This window comes from Arthrobacter gandavensis (assembly GCF_015355785.1).
Taxonomy (GTDB): Bacteria; Actinomycetota; Actinomycetes; order Actinomycetales; family Micrococcaceae; genus Arthrobacter_B; species Arthrobacter_B gandavensis_A.
The window spans coordinates 290,947-307,519 of sequence record NZ_JADKYW010000003.1 but is presented as its reverse complement, the minus strand read 5'-3'; the positions used below and the strand labels follow the sequence as shown (position 1 = coordinate 307,519).

The window sequence follows — 16,573 nt, the reverse complement described above, 5'->3', positions numbered from 1 at the left end:
CCCGGGATGTACCCCAGCGCCGGATCCTTCTGCAGGCCGGTCAGGCCGTTCCAGGAGAGGTTCACCAGATGCGCCGCCACGGTGGCCTTGTCCGGGGTGCGGGCATCCAGCCACCACTGGCCGGTCATGGCGACCATGCCCACCAGCATCTGGGCGTACATTCCGCCAACCTCGGCGCTCAGGCCGCGGCTGCTGAATTCCTTGGCGAGGATGTGCTCAACGTCCGCGGCGATCCGGGAGAGCAGGGTTGAGAACGTGCCTTCGGGCTGCGACGGCGGAGCGTCCCGGACCAGGATCCGGAAACCGTCCGTGTGGTTCTCGATGTAGTCGAGCAGCGAGTAGGCGGCCCGCTCAAGCAGCACACGGGGTCCCGCCTCAGCGCCCAGGGCCTGGGTGATGGCCGCCAGCAGCCGGTCAAATTCGGTGTCCACTACCTCGGTGTACAGGGCTTCCTTGGAACCGAAGTGTTCGTAGACCACAGGTTTGGACACGCCGGCCCCTGCGGCAATGTCCTCGATGGTTGCGCCTTCAAGTCCCCGCAGGGCGAAAAGGGAGCGGGCGACGCCGATCAGCTGGGCCCGCCGCTGGACTCCTGTCATACGCGGCCGTGACCGCGCCGTTGTTATTCTCGCCACCGTCCCAGTCTACGCACTGGCGCGCGCCGGCCCGCGGGCCGGCCGTACACCGAGTCGCGGAGCGGGGTTCAGGCATGGCAAACTGGACTCTTGTGTGCGGCATCAGCCACACATTTTCCGCCCTGGTGTAACGGCAGCACCCCGGCCTTTGGAGCCGTGGAGTATAGGTTCGAATCCTATGGGCGGAACGCTGGGAAGCAGCCGCGCGACTGGCTCGGAACTGCCCCGGTGCCGTGGCCGGACGACGTGTAGGAGCGCATTTTCGTGAGCATGCAGGATACGCAGGGAACCGGACCGATCGAATCCGCCGCACCAGCTGCGGTCATCGTCCTGGCAGCCGGCGCGGGCACCCGAATGAAATCCCGTACCCCGAAGATCCTCCACCTCGTGGGCGGCATCTCCATGGTGGGCCACGCCCTGAACGCTGCGGACGCATTGCACCCGCGCACCCTCGCCGTCGTTGTCCGCCACGAACGCGAAACGGTGGCAGGCCACATTGCCTCGCTGATGCCCGGCGCCATGATCGTGGACCAGGACGAGGTTCCCGGTACCGGCCGCGCCGTCCAGGCCGCAGTGGAAGCCATTGACGCCCTGACCCCGCTGGAGGGAACCGTCGTGGTGACCTACGGTGATGTGCCGCTGCTGGAAGCAGGCACCCTGCGCGAGCTGGTTGCCGTGCACAACGTGGACTCCAACGCGGCCACCGTGCTCACCGCGCGGGTCGCGGACCCTACCGGCTACGGCCGGGTGCTCCGGGCCGGGGACGGAACCGTCACAGGCATCGTTGAGCAGAAGGATGCCACTGCCGAGCAGCTTGCCGTGAACGAAATCAACTCGGGAATCTACGCCTTCGATGCCGCAGTGCTCCGCTCTGCCCTGTCCCGGGTCAGCACCGACAATGCCCAGGGCGAGATGTACCTGACCGATGTCCTGGCCATTGCCCGGGCCGCCGGCGGACGCGTCGCTGCGGTCGAGACCACGGACCAGTGGCAGGTCGAAGGCGCCAATGACCGCGTACAGCTCGCGGCGCTGAACGCCGAACACAACCGCCGCAGCCTGATCCGCTGGATGCGGGCCGGCGTCACCATCGTGGATCCAGCCACCACCTGGATCGACTCAACCGTCACCCTGGACGAAGACGTCACCGTCCTGCCCGGCACCCAGCTGCACGGCACCACCGCGGTGGCGCGCGACGCCGTCGTCGGCCCGGACACGACCCTCACCAACGTGGTCATCGGCGAGGGCGCGAAGGTGATCCGCACGCACGGATCCGACTCCGTGATCGGCGCGGGCGCCGACGTCGGGCCCTTTGCCTACCTGCGCCCGGGCACACAGCTTGGTGAGCACGGGAAGATCGGCACTTTCGTTGAGACAAAGAACGCGCAGATCGGCACCGGATCCAAGGTTCCGCATCTCTCCTACGTGGGGGACGCCACCATCGGCGAGCACTCGAACATCGGCGCTGCCTCGGTCTTCGTGAACTACGACGGCGAAAAGAAGCACCACACCACGGTCGGTTCGCACGTGCGCATGGGCAGTGACAACATGTATGTGGCGCCCGTTACGGTGGGGGACGGGGCGTACAGTGGAGCTGGAACAGTGATCCGCAAGGACGTTCCGGCGGGCTCGCTGGCCATCAGCGTGGCACCCCAGCGCAACCTCGAAAACTGGGTGTCGGCAAACCGCCCCGGTTCCGCTGCAGCCGAGGCCGCAGAGCGCGCCCAGACACAGACTTCCCTCTCCGGTACTGATAACCCCACGCGAGAAAGCGAACAGTCATGAGCAGCGTAATCACCGCACAAGGTGAAAAAAGGCTTGTCCTAGCCACGGGACGGGCACACCCTGAGCTGGCGGAGGAAGTGGCCAAATGCCTCGACACGGAACTGCTGCCCCTCGCTGCCTATGACTTTGCCAACGGCGAGATCTACGTGCGTCCCGGAGAGAGCGTCCGCGGCAAGGACGTCTTCGTCATCCAGGCCCACCCCGCACCGCTGAACAACTGGCTGATGGAACAGCTCATCATGATCGATGCGCTCAAGCGTGCTTCGGCCCAGCGCATCACCGTCGTTTCTCCGTTCTACCCGTACGCCCGCCAGGACAAGAAGGGCCGCGGCCGCGAGCCGATCTCCGCCCGCCTGGTTGCCGATCTCTACAAGACCGCAGGCGCGGACCGCATCATGAGCGTTGACCTGCACACCTCGCAGATCCAGGGCTTCTTCGACGGGCCGGTGGACCACCTGATGGCAATCCCGCTGCTGGCCGATTACATCCGGACCCGTGTTGACGTTTCGAATGTCACCGTTGTCTCCCCGGATACCGGCCGCGTCCGCGTCGCCGAGCAGTGGGCCGAGCGCCTGGGCGGCGCTCCGCTGGCCTTCGTGCACAAGAGCCGCGACCTGACCGTGCCCAACCAGGCTGTCTCCAAGCAGGTTGTGGGCCAGATCGAAGGCCGCACCTGCGTCCTGATCGATGACATGATCGACACCGGCGGAACAATCGCGGGCGCCGTGCGCGTGCTCAAGGAAGCCGGCGCAAAGGACGTGATCATCGCCGCGACCCACGCCGTGTTCTCCGATCCGGCCGCACGTACCCTGGCCGAGTCCGGTGCCCGCGAAGTCGTAGTTACCAACACGCTGCCGATCCCGGTCAACAAGCGCTTCGAGCAGCTGACCGTGCTCTCGATCGCCCCGCTGATTGCCCGCGCGGTCCGCGAGGTATTCGAAGACGGCTCCGTAACGAGCCTCTTCGACGGCAAGGCATAGTTTTTTCCCGCCTCCATCGAGAGGGCAGTTGCGGCTCGTTTCAGCTCTGATACGGGCCGTAACTGCCCTTTCGGCGGTCGGGGGGTGCTGGGGGGGAATGGAATGCCCGACGCCGGGAAGCTGGTAACATTGTCTCCGATGCCTAGGCGAGGGAGGCCCCCGGAATTTCCCGGTGGACCTCCGTTATCGACGGTGGCTGGCAACTTCTCAACTGCACGGGTCCTCCTCAGGATGCGGATGATGCAGCTGGTTCGTTCCGATACCGGCGCCGAATAGGCAACTTAAATCCCGGAAGAACCATCACAGGAGTTAGCAATGTCTGAGCAGAAGCTCGCAGCCACCACCCGCACCGACTTCGGCAAGGGTGCAGCCCGCAAGGCCCGCGCAGCCGGCAAGATCCCCGCAGTCATCTACGGCCACGGCGCCGATGTCCTGCACATCCTGCTGCCCGCCCGCGAAACCACGCTGGCCGTCCGCACACCGAACGCCCTGCTGGACATCGATGTCGACGGCGAAGGCCACCTGGCCCTGGCCAAGGACATCCAGCGCGATCCGATCAAGCAGATCATCGAGCACATCGACCTCCTGACCGTCCGCAAGGGCGAGAAGGTTGAAGTTGAAGTCAACGTCCACGTCGAGGGTGAGCTCGCCCCGGGTTCCTTCGTCTTCAACCAGGAAGCGAACACCGTCCTGGTGTCCGCGGACGCCACCAACCTGCCGGAGACCATCACGGTCAGCATCGAAGGCCGCACGGCCGGCGAGCACATCTTCGCCAAGGACCTCGGACTGCCGGCCGGAGTAGAGCTGCTGCTTGATCCCGAGACCATGGTCATCAACATCTCCGAGTCCACGGTCCAGGATTTGGGCGCAGGCGAAGAAGAAGCTGCTCCGGCAGCTTCCGAAGAGGCGTAGTCCTTTTTGACCAGCAATACCTGGCTTGTAGCCGGGCTCGGGAATCCCGGGCCCGGCTACAGCCGTAACCGGCACAATGTGGGCCAGATGGTCCTCGACGAGCTGGCGTCCCGCATGGGCGGCAGCTTTAAGTCGCACAAGTCGCGGGCCGAGGTTGCCGAGGGACGGCTCGGGATCGGCGGTCCGCGCGTTATCCTGGCCAAGCCGCTCACCTACATGAACCTCTCCGGCGGTCCGGTTTCGGCGCTGGCACGTTTCTACGGGATCGGGCCGGAGAACGTCGTGGCGGTACATGACGAGATCGACATTCCCTTCAACTCGGTCAAGCTCAAGCTCGGCGGCGGAGAAGGCGGACACAACGGACTGCGGGACATCAGCAAGGCCCTGGGCACCAAGGACTACCTTCGGGTGCGCGTTGGCGTGGGCCGTCCACCCGGCCGGATGGACACCGCGGACTGGGTCCTGAAGAACTTTGGAACCGCTGAATCCAAGGAGCTGCCCTTCTTGGTTTCCGACGGCGCGGACGCCGTTGAGCTGCTGCTTTCCGAGGGGTTGCTGGCAGCGCAGCAGAAATTCCACGGCGGAGCCTGAGCCGGCTGCCGGCGCCTTTTCGAGGACATACCTGCTGGTCATTGCACCCAAGTAGGCTCCGCTCAATATTTAGGTATAGAACCCGTGCTCGCGGTCACCCACACAAGCATTGTTTGGTCCCGGCGCCGGGCCTAGACTGGCGGTAGCCTTCGGGCTCCTGAAGCGGGGCCGGCGTCGGGAGGCCTCCGAGACTGGGCCACCCCCATCCCGGCGCCGGTCCCTTTCAGTTTCTCCATTTCCCCCACTTTTGGGCATACCGCCCAGCGTCAAATGCCGACCCCCAAAACCCAAGAATGCTCCGGACAGCCGCTCCACGGTTCCCGGCCCAAATTCCTGTGTTCGGATAGCTTCCTATGGGCGCCGTTGGAGCGTACTCTTTCGGCAGTGGTTTGATCTGTCGCGCAGCTTTGAGCGAACCGACCATGCAATTGATCGGGGATCTGGGGGGAGAACTATGGGAGGGCCTGCTTCGTACGGGCCGGCCGGCGGTCCGCATCAGCGTCCCGCCGGCGCAACATGAGGCTGCCCGGGCCATTGGCGGGACTCGTAGGCCGGGACGCTCTTCTTGGACGCATGGACTCCGCCCTGGCCGAAGGACGGGGGGCCCTCATCGTCGGGCCACAGGGGATAGGGAAGAGTGCGCTTGCTCAGGCGCTGACGGAGCGTGCCCGGGGATACCGGATCGAAGCGCTGTACGGGACGGAAGTTTCACGGCGCACTCCCTATGGGGCGCTGGCGCCGCTGATCAGCGAGATGCCGCTGGCCGGTGGACTGAATCCCGTGAGCGCTCTCCAGGAAGTCCGCCGTCTCCTGCGTTCGAAGGCAGCGGGCCTGCCGCTGCTGCTCGTGGTGGATGACGTGGATGAACTCGATGACCTCTCCGTCCAGGTCGTGGCACAGCTGGTGCGGGGCGGGGAAGTCACGCTCGCGGCGACGGCAACGGACCTGGTCCAGGCGGAACCGGAAATCCTGTCGCTGTGGGCGGACGGGCACCTGGACAGAATAGACGTGGAGCCCCTCAGCCAGACCGAAACCCGGACGTTGATGGCAGGCTTCCTGAGCGGGCCGGTTTCTGAACCCGCAGCCCGGACAATGTGGGCGGAGACCCGCGGCAATCCGCATTTCACCGTCCTGATGACGGCGGAACAGGTGAGGCAGGGCCGCCTGGTTCTCTCTGAACAGACGTGGGTCCGAGCCGGGACATACGTGCACACGGGAGCCGTTGCCGAGCTCTTTGATAAACAGTTGTCCAGGCTTCCTGCAGATTGCCGGAAACTGGTCGAAGTCCTCTCCCGGGTTAGCCCGCTGCCCCTGGCCGCAGCGTGCGAGCTGGTGCCCGCGGAAACCCTGGATGCGCTGGAAGAAGAGGGGCTGGTGACCCTGAAGCGCGGAACGCTGCCGGCCGTGGTGCTGTCCGACCCGTTCTTCGCCTCGGTGGTGGCCGCAAATGTTCCGCTGGGGCGCAGCCATGAGCGGTGGAAGGAGCTGACCGATGTCCTCCAGGACCCCGGGAGCCTCGCCCCGGCCGCGCTGGCCGGTTTAGTCGCCTGGTCGCTGGACTGCGAGGCGGACCCGGGGCCTCGGCTCCTCAAGGAGGCTGCCGCCTACGCAAACGATTCCGGCAGGCCCTCGCTGGCGCTGGCCTTCGTTGGATCGGCCGCTCCTGGAACCCGCGAGGACGGCCTGGTCCTGGAGGAAATCCGGGCACTGATGGCACTGGGAGAGGACCAGAAAGCCCTGGGCGTCCTGGCGGCTGCCGAATCCGGACTCGATGCGGGGGACCGGAAGACCTGGGTCGCGATCATGCTCCTGAAGGCGGCGCTGCTGCGCAGCCTCTCAAAGGCGGACGCCCCGGCCTTGGTCCTGGACAGGCTCGGCCCGCCTACCGGTGTTGCCGACAGCCCGGAAACCGCTGCCGACATCGATTACGCCAAGGCGGAACTCCAGCTGGCCGAGGGAAATTACGCCGCGGTGGTCCAGTCCCTTTCCGCACTCGCCGTCCGCCGTGGCATAGCGGACAGGACGCGCGCCCGCGCGGTCGCGGCAGCTGCGGAAGCCCTGGCCGTTACCGGTAGCGCAGGAGCAGCGCTGCAGCTGGTGGAGGAACACCGGGAACTGCTGCGTGCACCTTTTCCGGCGCCCGACCGGAGCATCATCCTGAACCGCCTTTTCTACGCGTTCTATGCTGCCGGTGACTTGAAGCGCGCACTGCGCTTTGTCCGCGAAAGCACTGACGGTGCCCTGGAAGCCGACTACGGTACGGCCGGTGAGCTGGTTTGGGGCGTGGTCCGCGCGGCTGCAGGCGAGTCCGATGCCGCGGTGGAGGCGCTTGAACCGGCGGTGAGCCAGCTGCGGTTCCGGGATGCCCAGGACCTGCTGCCCCTGGCCGCGGCACTTCTGTCCTACGCCCACGGACTGAGTGGAAATACCGCACGCGCCTCCGTGTACCAGGAGCTCGCTCCCCGGTTCCGCAACCGCCCGTCCTGGCATGCCTCGCGGGTGACGGAGTTCTTCCGGATACTGGCCCTGCAGGGCCGGGAGAGAGATGCCGCGGCGCGCGGCCTGGTGCAGATGGCGGAGGAGGCAGAAACCCGCGGAAACATTTCCTTTGCCCTGGGCTGCTACGAAGCTGCTGCTTCGGCCGGAGACCTCACCGCTGCGGCGAACCTGGCGCGGCTCGCGTCCACCGCCACGGGACGCTGGGCCGAGACCTTGGGATCCTACGCCCGGGGGCTGCTGGGCAGTGATCCATGGGCCCTGCTCCAAGCCGCAGAAGGGGCTGCGCAACTGGGCCACCACCTGCTGGCGCACCGCGCCGCAGGCCTGGTCCGGAGCATGGCTGCCGACGGCGGGGGCAGCATCGCCCGCCGGGCCGCCGCAGTGGAGAACGCGGCCTACCGCCGGCTCCTGCGGGAAAACAGCATTCAATACATGCTGACAGGACTCAGTGACTTCGAAACGCACCTGGTGAAGCTGGCAGCCGCGCCAGCGTCCAGGAACCATATCGCGGAAGAGCTGCACCTGTCGCCGCGCACCGTGGACTGGCACCTAAACAAACTGTTTCGCAAGCTGCACGTGTCGGGAAGAACTGAGTTGCGGGATGTTCTCCGCTCCGCAGAATCAGGTTTGGGGGAAGAATGCAGGGCTTTGCGACACAGCAGCTGGTAGGCCGGGAGAAGGAAACCCAGGCAGTCCTGGCCGACGTGCGCTCCGCTGAACTGAGCGGCGCCCTGCTGGTGGCCGAGGCAGGCATGGGCAAGAGCGCCCTTGCCGGCGTCGTCATCCGTGAACTCGAACACGAGATGCCGGTATTCCGGATCCATGCCAGTTCAGCACTGACCGGCATCCCGTTTGGTGCCCTGGCGCCGTTGCTGCCCGTGCTGTCCGCGAATGACACGGACTCACCCCTGGCAGTGATGCGGGCGCTGCTGGGAAGAGTGCGTCCGGCAGCGGTACAGGACACCGGTGCCACCCCGCTGCTGGTCGTCGACGACGCACACGCGCTGGACGAAGCCAGCGCCGACCTGCTTTCCCAGCTGATGGCCTCCGGACGGGTGCGGATGCTGGCCCTGACCAGGAGCATCACTGAAATACCGGCCGGGATTCCGGCGCAGGTATGGAGCGGTGCCATCTCCCGGCACCATCTCCAGCCGTTCACCGAAGCGCAGGTCCATGAACTCTGTACCCAGGTGCTCGGCGGGCCGGTGCTTACTACCACCAGCGCCGAACTCGCCATCCGCAGCGGCGGGAACCCCATGTTCACGCTGGCCCTGATCGCCGAAAACCGCAGGACAGGGGCGCTGACCGAACGCCACGGTGTGTGGCTGATGGGAGTCAGCACCGATCCGCCCCAGGGGCGGTTGGCTGACCTGCTCAAGGTGCAGCTCTCAGGGCTCTCCACCGACGAGCGGGAAGCGATGGAGATCATCGCGCTCGCAGAGCCGGTGCCGGTGGCTGTCGCCTTCAAACTTGGTCTCCACCGCTCAGTTGACGCCCTGACTGCCGCAAACCTGGTCAGCGTGGAGGATGAAGGGAACAGGCTGCTGCGGCCGCGGCACCCGTTGTACGGCCAGCTGGTGCGCCACATGGTTCCTGCGGCTCGAAGCGCCCGGCTGCGCCGGCGGGTCCAGGAGGTCATGCCGGACGACACGGAGTCAATGGACGGACTGCTGCGAAGCGTCGCCTGGTCGCTGGACTGCGGAGCCGAGGTTCCGGATGGGCAGCTGCTGCGGGCGGCATACATGGCCAACAACTTCTTCGACAGCGATTTCGCGCTCCGCGCCGCCGGCGAAATCAAAGACCCTGCCCTGCTCCCTGGCGCCAGGATCCAGATGGCCCGTGCCCACTATAACCGCGCAAACTTCAATACTGCGTTGGAACTCGTGACCGGAACCGTCGAAACCGCGGCGGACCTGACGACCGCGAAACTTGGAACCCTGCTGCGCGTGCAGCTGCTGCAAAGACTAACTGGCGAGGTGGACGGCCTCCACGAAGCACGCGCCGACTGGGAGGCTGCGATACAGCGCATCGAGGCGGCGGCGGAGGCCTCCGGTACCCTTGACGCGGAGCTGAGGGCGGACCTGGACTCATCACGGCGCGGAGCATCCCTCCTGTCGGCGCTGGTAGAAGTCGCCGCGGGCAACCACAGGGCGAAGGAAGCATCCGTCAGGGAGCTGCTCGCCGAGGCCAGGCAGGCGCAGGACGCTGAAGCGGTGATGGTATCCCTTACGATCCTGGGCGAAATCCTCTCCTGCAGCGGCCGTGCGGAAAGTGCGGTGCAGCTCACCCGGGAGGCGCTGGGAATAGTAGCCCACAGCGAACACCGGTTCCTGACCTACTATCAGTTCGTCCTGCACCGGCACCTGTCTGCGCTGCTGTGGTCTGGTTACTGGGACGAGGTCCTCAGCACAGTTCACGAGGACCTGCTGGCGGTGTCGCGGAGTTCGCTGAGGGTGGGCGGCACGGTGGATATGTGCCTTGCCGTCATGGAGCTGAGACGCGGGAACATGGAAGCGGCCCGGCCGAAGCTGATGGCTGCCATCGAGGGGATGCGTACCCACGACCCGGACGGCAACCTGCCCGTGGCCCTGTCGATAGCTGCCCAGCTGGCCGCGCGTGCAGGAGACCTGTCGCGAGCGGACGAGCTGCTGGCCGACTGTGACAGGATCACTTCGCGGGGAACCCTCAGCACCCGGTTCATCGCGAGGGGCAACCGGCTTGCGGCCGGCTATGCCAGAACCGGAGATGCAAAAGTGCTGGCAGCACTGCGTGAAGCAGGAGAGCAGGCAGAGGAACAGGGCCTGCCTGCAGCCGAATTCGAACTGCGCTGCCTGAGCATGCGGGCAGGTGACCCTACCGTCATGAACCGCCTGCTGAAGCTCTCCGAAGACATCCAGGGCCCGAGGGGACGCGCGGTGAAGCTGTTTGCCCGGTCGGTCCTGGACCAGGACGTATCGGCGCTCCTCCGCTTCGCCTCCGAGCCGGCGGACGCAGAGGCAAATGCCCTAGGGGTCCTTGCGCTGCAGGAGGCACTCCGTATCGCCAAGGCCGGGGGTGACCGCAACCAAATTCAGCGGGTCCAGCGCGTGATCGGCAAACGCCTGGCAGGATCCGAGCCCGGACGCAGCCCAGCGCCGCCGTCCCTAACGCGCCGCGAGAAGGACGTCGCCAGGCTGGTTGCGAGGGGCTGCCGCAATGCGGAGATCGCCGGACAGCTCTTCCTCTCGGTCCGGACCGTGGAGGGACACATCTACCGCATCTTCGAGAAACTCGGCATCAGCAGGCGTGAGGAGCTCACCGCCGAGCTGATGGGCGAGTAGTTTCCGCGAGTCGCCGGTCCAGCCTGGCATCGTGTGTCCGCTCCTCCCAAGTAGTCACTGCTCTCAGGCAGCCTGGACGCTGGCAGCAAGTGGTCCAAAGCCAGTACCAACTACGTGTTGGCGGCGGGATTGCCTGAATCTACGCTCTGTCTCGGGCCCACACCTTGAGGCAGGGAATTTACATGCGCGTTGCACCACCCCCACCGCTCTGTCGCGAACACGCGGCCGTCAGGGCGCAGCCACGGCTGGCCGGACGGTCGGAGGAGCTAAGCGCGGCAGTCTCCGCAATCAAGTCCAACGGCGGCGCTGTGATCGTCGGCCCCGCGGGAATCGGGAAGACGGCCCTGGCCAATGCCGCAGCCACGGCAACCCGGCAGGACTTCCACATAGTATATGTGCGCGGCACCAGCTTCTCCGCCGGAACAGCCTACGGGGCGCTGGCCTGGGTGCTCAGCGAGATGCCGGAAACTCCGCTGGATAATCCGGTGCACGTCCTGCGGGCGCTGCAGGAACACCTGGCGGCACGTGCGGGCGGACGGCGGACCCTGCTGGTAGTGGATAACCTCCATGAACTTGATGCACTGAGCCAGAACGCCCTCGTCCAGCTGACGCGCCAGTCCGCTGCCGCCATGCTGGCCACCACTCCGGACGTGCTGAGCTGCGGAGAAGAACTGGTGCGGCTATGGTCCGAGGGAATGATCCGCAGGATTGACCTAAGTCCGCTGGACCCGAAGAATTCAGTTGCCCTTATGGAAGGGATCACCGGCGGTAGGCTGTCAGCGCTGGCGGCGCACGCCGTCTGGCGCCAAGCGCGGGGAAATCCGCTTTTTGCTACGCTGCTGTGCCGAGACCAGATGAACGCCGGGCGGTTACGGGAGCGGAGCGGAGTCTGGACCCTCGCCGGTCCGCTCTCCTTCAGCGGGGAAATCTCGGACTGGCTTGGAACCTGGTACCGCCGGCTGAGCGTCCCGGAGCAGCTGATCGTGGACTTGGTGTCTCTGTGCCCCGGGATACCCCTGCGTGCGCTGCTGGATGTGGCGGATGCCCAAAGCGTCGAAGCCCTGGAAGAACGGGGCGTGCTGACCGTCAGCTATGGGGAGGGATCGGTATCGCTTCGGGACCCGCTCTACGCCCGCCTGGTTGCCGAGCGGGTACCCATCGGCCACTTCTTCGAACTTTGGCAGGAGCTGCGTGCGGCAGGCCTGGATCCTGAAACCTGGCCGGACCGTCCTGCCAGGGCCTACGCTTTGTGGGCTGCCGCCGCCGGCAGTCCCGTCGGTGCCGAATTCGCCGCCCGTGCCTGCGCAGCCGCTAACTGCGACGGGGAGCCCACCGCCGCCCTGAGGATCGCTGAAGCTGTCCAGGCTCCGGGACCGCACCCCCGGCTTCAGCTCCAACGCGCCCGCGCACTTCGTGCTCTGCATGAGATGGAGTCGGCCCTGGCAGAGCTGGAGCAACTCCTTGAGCTGGACGATCCCTCAATCACGGTACCGGCCCTGCTGGAGCTGGCCATGGTGGCCCGTGCGGTGCCCTCGCCCCGAGTGTCGCCGCCGGAAGCGCTGGAGCTGGCAGAAGCCGCAGCGCAGCTCCGGCCTGACCCTGAGCGAACTGAATGCCTGCAGCAGGTGACGGCGGCCCGAGCCGCCCTTGCCGCGATTGAGTCCGATCCGACGCTCGCTCCGCGCGATCTCGGGACGCTCTGTCTTGACTGGGCGGTTCCTGCCGCCGTCCAGCTGCCGGCCAGGGCCAGCCGCTGCCAGCTCCTGGCTTTGGAGGGCAGGACGCAGGAAGCACTGCTGGAGGCCGGGGAGCTCTGGGCGAGCCTGAAAGACTCTCGTGGGCTGCCACTCGCCGCCGGTGCCGAAACCCTGAACGGCATCCTGTGCACCTACATCATGTGTGCCGAACCGCTGCGGGCACTGGAAATGCTGGAGCACGCCAGGAAAGTCCGTTACCTGGAAACCCATCTGAGTGCCTGGTCGGAGCTGCCGGCCGGCGTGCTCCACGCACTGTGCGGCAGGTCCGACGCTGCCCTGGACTGCCTGATTCCCGCTCATCGCCAGCTCGAAGTCGACGACCGGGGAGAGCTGCTGCCGCTCGCACTCGCGGCCATGGGCTACTGCTACGCAGAGCGGGGCGACTGGGAACGGATGTCTGAATGCCTCGCCGCCGTCCCGGATTTCAAGGCTGCACCCGCCTCACACGTGCTCACGGCAACTCGCTACTTCCAGCGGGCCGCGGCACTTCGCTTCAGCCCCGGAGCAGAGCCGTCCGCCGAGCTTGCCTCGCAGGGGCGCCGGGCTGCGGACCGGGGCAACTATCCCGCAGCAGTTCTATGCCTGTCAGCGGCAGCCCTCTCCGGAGACGCATCGGCCGCTGCGATGCTGAAGACCACTGCAGCCGCCGGGCACGGCACGTCGGCCCGCATGTGGCAGACCCTCGGGGCCGGGCTCGTGGAGAAAACACCGCAGGATCTCTATGACGCGGCTGATGCGCTGCTCGCGCGGGGCTTCTACCTGCACGGTTATCGGGCTGCCCTGGCTGCGCAGGACGCAGCTGAGACAGCCAACCAGCGGGAGCTGGGCCGGCAGGCGCGGATGGTGGCGAACGAGTGCTACCGCATGCTGGCTGACGCCAACAGCCTCGAGAGCCGCCTGGAGACCCTCTCGGACTTTGAGCGGGACCTGGCCCACCGGGCCGCATCCGGTGCAAGCAGTGCCCGCCTGGGAACTGAGCTGCACCTGTCGCCGCGGACAGTGGACTGGCACCTCGGACGAATCTTCCTGAAGCTCCATGTCTCCGGGCGGGCGGAACTGAGGCGCCTGCTCGGTGACGGCGGAGGCCGCCGCAACAGGCAGCAGAGTCAGTATTCCAAGTAACCTCCGTTCCACCGACGCGCGTGAACCAAGTAGCTATCCCGAATCACAGTGGTGTAACCCGAGTAGGTGCTGCTCATTACTGGTGATTGCTACTCAGGTCGGTGTCCCCGCCCCCTACCTAGTGTGTTCAACGCCTGCTGCCGCGGGCATGGACGGTTTGCCAGGAAGAGGTCTCACAGTGGAGAAGCATCATTCGTCCGGCGCCTGCTCACCTGAGGCGCGGACCACCGGCAGTACTCCTGCCCCCGTCGGGCACGGACACGACTCACCGTTCCTGGGCCGTGCGGCCCTGGTCCGGTCCCTGGCCGAGTGCCTGAACCCGGATTCCCCCGCATCAGGGTGCCTCATCATCGGCGAAGCCGGGAGCGGTAAGAGCGCCCTCATGCGGCATGTACTGGAGCTGTACGGGCAGGACGCCTATACCGTGAACGTCCGGGGGTCGGCGTTCGCCGGGAGGACGGCTTTCGGAGCCCTGACGTTCCTGCTGTCCGAACTCGATCCGGAGACCGTTTCCCACCCCGTGCTCATACTGCGGGGCCTTAGTGAGCTGATCCGTGAACGGGCGCAGGGGCGGCAGATCATCCTGGCAGTGGACAACGCAGAGGAACTGGACGAGTTCTCTGCCATGGTGCTCAGCCAGATGGTGGCAAACCGGCTGGCCCACATGTTCGCGGCCTTCCGCGACTTCAGCGCCGCACCGGCCGAGTTTATGGGGCTTTGGCGCGAAGGACTTCTTAGCCGTCTGGACCTGGAGCCCATGCTGCCCTCTGAATGTGCCCACCTGCTGGAAGCGGAACTGCGCGGGCCGGTAAGCCGGGCCGCTGCGGAGGACCTGATCAGGATCAGCGGGGGCAATCCCAGCCTGCTGCTTTGCGCTGCGGCGGACTATCGCGAGAGCGGCCGGGTGCGCGCCGTGGACGGCGTATGGGTATTGGACCGGGGACAGGACTGTGCCTTCCCGCGGCTCGCCTCCGTGATGGGCACAAAACTGGCGGGACTAACCGATGACCAGCGTGACCTGCTGGACCTGCTGGCACTGGCAGGCGCACTGCCGCTCGGCCGGGTCCTCGAGCAGGTGGAGAGCCGGCAGGTGGATGCCCTGCAGGAATCCGGGCTGTTGCAGCTTGTGCACAGGACGGTCCCTGCCCTGTCCCTGGTCGATTCCGGTCTTGGGAGGGTGCTGCTGGGCCAGATCGACCCGGGACGGCGCCGGGAGCTGCTGGAGAAACTCCCGCCGGATCCCGTGGTGTCATGGCCGGCACACGCGGCGAGGTGGCTGCTGTCCGCAGGCGTCAAACTACCGGCGGAGCTCGCGCTGGCAGCCGGCCGAACAGCGAACGCCGAAGGGGACCCGGGTGCGGCCGAGGAGTTCATCACGGCAGACCCCAACTATTTATCTTCGCCGTGTGCTGTGCTTGAACTGGCCCGAGCTGTCCTGGCAGGCGGTGATGCCGCAGGAGCTTCCGACGTCGTCGCCCGGCACCGCGCCTTCGGCGAATCCGGTATCCGTTCTCCCGAAACCGTGCGCCTGCTGATCGTCGAAGCCGAAGCCGGCTGCCGGAGGATGGCGGAGCAGCAGTTCGTGGGCGGGTGCACGGCCCAAGCCCACGGTGCCCGTCTTGAAGAAGCTGGAGAGATCCTCGCCGCGCTCGCCGCGGACGGACTAGCCCGCGGTGAGTCCGCTCAGCTCGAGCGGGAGCTCGTCCTGGCACGGGCCCGGTGTCTGGTCCAGCACGGACAGTATGGGCAGGCGGCATCATTCCTCGCCGGTGTCTATGCCCGGGGGGACGAAAACGGCCGGGGGTTCAGGACCCTGGTGGGTTCATGGCTCTGTGTTGGGTGGGGCATGACAGACCGTCAGTCCGATGCCCTGGAGCTCGCATCAGCGCTCTGGCCACTGCTTACCGACGCGCCGGAACCGGATTTCGACCCCGGGGAAGCCGCGCAGGCACAGGCCCGGATACTGCATGTCCTGATGGTCGCCGGTGCCCTCGACTCGGCGGGCGAGTTCCTCGCCCGGGCAGCGGTAACCGAGGGAGCAGGCAGCATCGGCGGAACCCTCCATGAGGTCTGCGAGGGTGTCCTGCACGCCTTCGCCGGACGGGGGGCCGCTGCCACCACGCGGCTGCTCCCGGCCGCCAGGCAGCTGGCGATCTCTGACCCCGGGGGTCTCCTTCATACGGTCAGCGCAGTCGCAGCCTATTCAGCCGCGCTGCAGGGCCAACATCAGCTGGCCGAGGAGCACCTTCGCACGGCTGATTCAGTTCCCGTCACGCCGTCGTGGGCGCTGCAGCGCACCGCAGCGCACTTCACCGTCCTGGCCCGGAATTTACTGGGTTCCGAGGAGGCAGGCGAAACGCTGGCAGCCATGGCGGTCCGGGATGAGGACCGCGGTGCCGGTGCATACGCCGTGCTGAGCCTGCTCAGCGCCGTCCGCCTGGGGGACCGGGACCAGGCACAGCAGCTGCTGGATGCTGCATCGGGCCTGCAGGGACGGTTTGCCAGGCTGTGTGAGGACTACGCGAAGGGCGCGGCCAGCTGCGATCCGCAGCTGCTGCTGCGCGCGGCCGATGCCGCTGCAGCCCTTGGGCATGAACTGCTGTCCCGGGAGACCGGGGAACGCGCACTGCAAATCGCCGCCGGGGCCGGAGACCGGGCTACAGTCCGGTTCATCCACCGCACCCGGCGGGCCCAGTCCGGAGAATCGGAGAACGACGCCGAAGTCGAGGACTGCCTGCGCGGACTGACTGGGCGTGAGCGGGTAATCGCCAGGCAGGCGGCGGCTGGAACCAGCAACAAGATGATCGCGGCGGAACTTTCCATCTCAGTACGCACTGTCGAAGGGCACCTTTACCAGATCTACTCAAAGTTGCATGTGGGAAGCCGAAGGGAATTAGCCAAACTGCTGACAGCCGGACAGATGACCAGCGGCAGCCAGCCGAACGCAACGCAGGGGGCCCGGCGATGAACCAGCA

General features: G+C 66.4%; 8 protein-coding genes, 1 tRNA gene and 1 pseudogene. 9 read left to right on the top strand and 1 reads right to left on the bottom strand.

Annotation, left to right across the window (positions count from 1 at the left end):
* Positions 1-14: 14 nt before the first annotated feature.
* Positions 15-599, bottom strand: a pseudogene (locus tag ITX31_RS16130) (TetR/AcrR family transcriptional regulator); the annotation flags it as partial.
* A gap of 152 nt (positions 600-751) precedes the next feature.
* On the opposite strand from ITX31_RS16130, the gene ITX31_RS02740 reads away from it, so the two are divergent.
* The 9 genes from ITX31_RS02740 (at position 752) to ITX31_RS02700 (ending at position 16,566) form a co-directional block, all read left to right on the top strand.
* A tRNA-Gln gene (locus ITX31_RS02740) sits at positions 752-823 on the top strand.
* Between the two features lie 82 nt (positions 824-905).
* Positions 906-2,417 (top strand): bifunctional UDP-N-acetylglucosamine diphosphorylase/glucosamine-1-phosphate N-acetyltransferase GlmU, encoded by a 1,512-nt coding sequence (glmU, locus tag ITX31_RS02735; protein WP_194782358.1) that lies wholly within the window; start codon positions 906-908, stop codon positions 2,415-2,417.
* Complete coding sequence (locus tag ITX31_RS02730) at positions 2,414-3,397, top strand: ribose-phosphate diphosphokinase (protein WP_194781947.1); 984 nt, start codon at positions 2,414-2,416, stop codon at positions 3,395-3,397. The genes glmU and ITX31_RS02730 overlap by 4 nt, the downstream gene beginning before the upstream one ends.
* Positions 3,398-3,712: 315 nt before the next feature.
* Positions 3,713-4,309 carry a 50S ribosomal protein L25/general stress protein Ctc gene (locus ITX31_RS02725; RefSeq protein ID WP_194781946.1) on the top strand — a complete coding sequence of 199 codons (597 nt, stop codon included), beginning with the start codon at positions 3,713-3,715 and terminating at the stop codon, positions 4,307-4,309.
* A 6-nt stretch (positions 4,310-4,315) separates the two neighbouring features.
* A complete protein-coding gene (gene pth, locus ITX31_RS02720; RefSeq protein WP_194781945.1) occupies positions 4,316-4,900 on the top strand; it encodes an aminoacyl-tRNA hydrolase in 585 nt (194 codons plus the stop codon).
* A gap of 516 nt (positions 4,901-5,416) precedes the next feature.
* Positions 5,417-8,068: a helix-turn-helix transcriptional regulator gene (locus ITX31_RS02715; protein ID WP_228528917.1), complete on the top strand. Its 2,652-nt coding sequence runs from the start codon at positions 5,417-5,419 to the stop codon at positions 8,066-8,068.
* A complete protein-coding gene (locus ITX31_RS02710; RefSeq protein ID WP_194781943.1) occupies positions 8,038-10,719 on the top strand; it encodes a helix-turn-helix transcriptional regulator in 2,682 nt (893 codons plus the stop codon). Before ITX31_RS02715 ends, ITX31_RS02710 begins: the two co-directional genes overlap by 31 nt.
* Positions 10,720-10,901: 182 nt before the next feature.
* Positions 10,902-13,598: an AAA family ATPase gene (locus ITX31_RS02705; RefSeq protein WP_194781942.1), complete on the top strand. Its 2,697-nt coding sequence runs from the start codon at positions 10,902-10,904 to the stop codon at positions 13,596-13,598.
* Positions 13,599-13,776: 178 nt separating this feature from the next.
* Entirely contained in the window at positions 13,777-16,566 is a 2,790-nt protein-coding gene (locus ITX31_RS02700) for a LuxR C-terminal-related transcriptional regulator (RefSeq protein ID WP_194781941.1), read from the top strand.
* Positions 16,567-16,573 lie beyond the last annotated feature (7 nt).

Bases quoted from the DNA above. Each gene is read 5' to 3' on its own strand.
- glmU (WP_194782358.1), top strand. From the start codon at position 906: ATGCAGGATACGCAGGGAACCGGACCGATCGAATCCGCCGCACCAGCT.
- ITX31_RS02730 (WP_194781947.1), top strand. From the start codon at position 2,414: ATGAGCAGCGTAATCACCGCACAAGGTGAAAAAAGGCTTGTCCTAGCC.
- ITX31_RS02725 (WP_194781946.1), top strand. From the start codon at position 3,713: ATGTCTGAGCAGAAGCTCGCAGCCACCACCCGCACCGACTTCGGCAAG.
- ITX31_RS02715 (WP_228528917.1), top strand. From the start codon at position 5,417: ATGAGGCTGCCCGGGCCATTGGCGGGACTCGTAGGCCGGGACGCTCTT.
- ITX31_RS02710 (WP_194781943.1), top strand. From the start codon at position 8,038: ATGCAGGGCTTTGCGACACAGCAGCTGGTAGGCCGGGAGAAGGAAACC.
- ITX31_RS02705 (WP_194781942.1), top strand. From the start codon at position 10,902: ATGCGCGTTGCACCACCCCCACCGCTCTGTCGCGAACACGCGGCCGTC.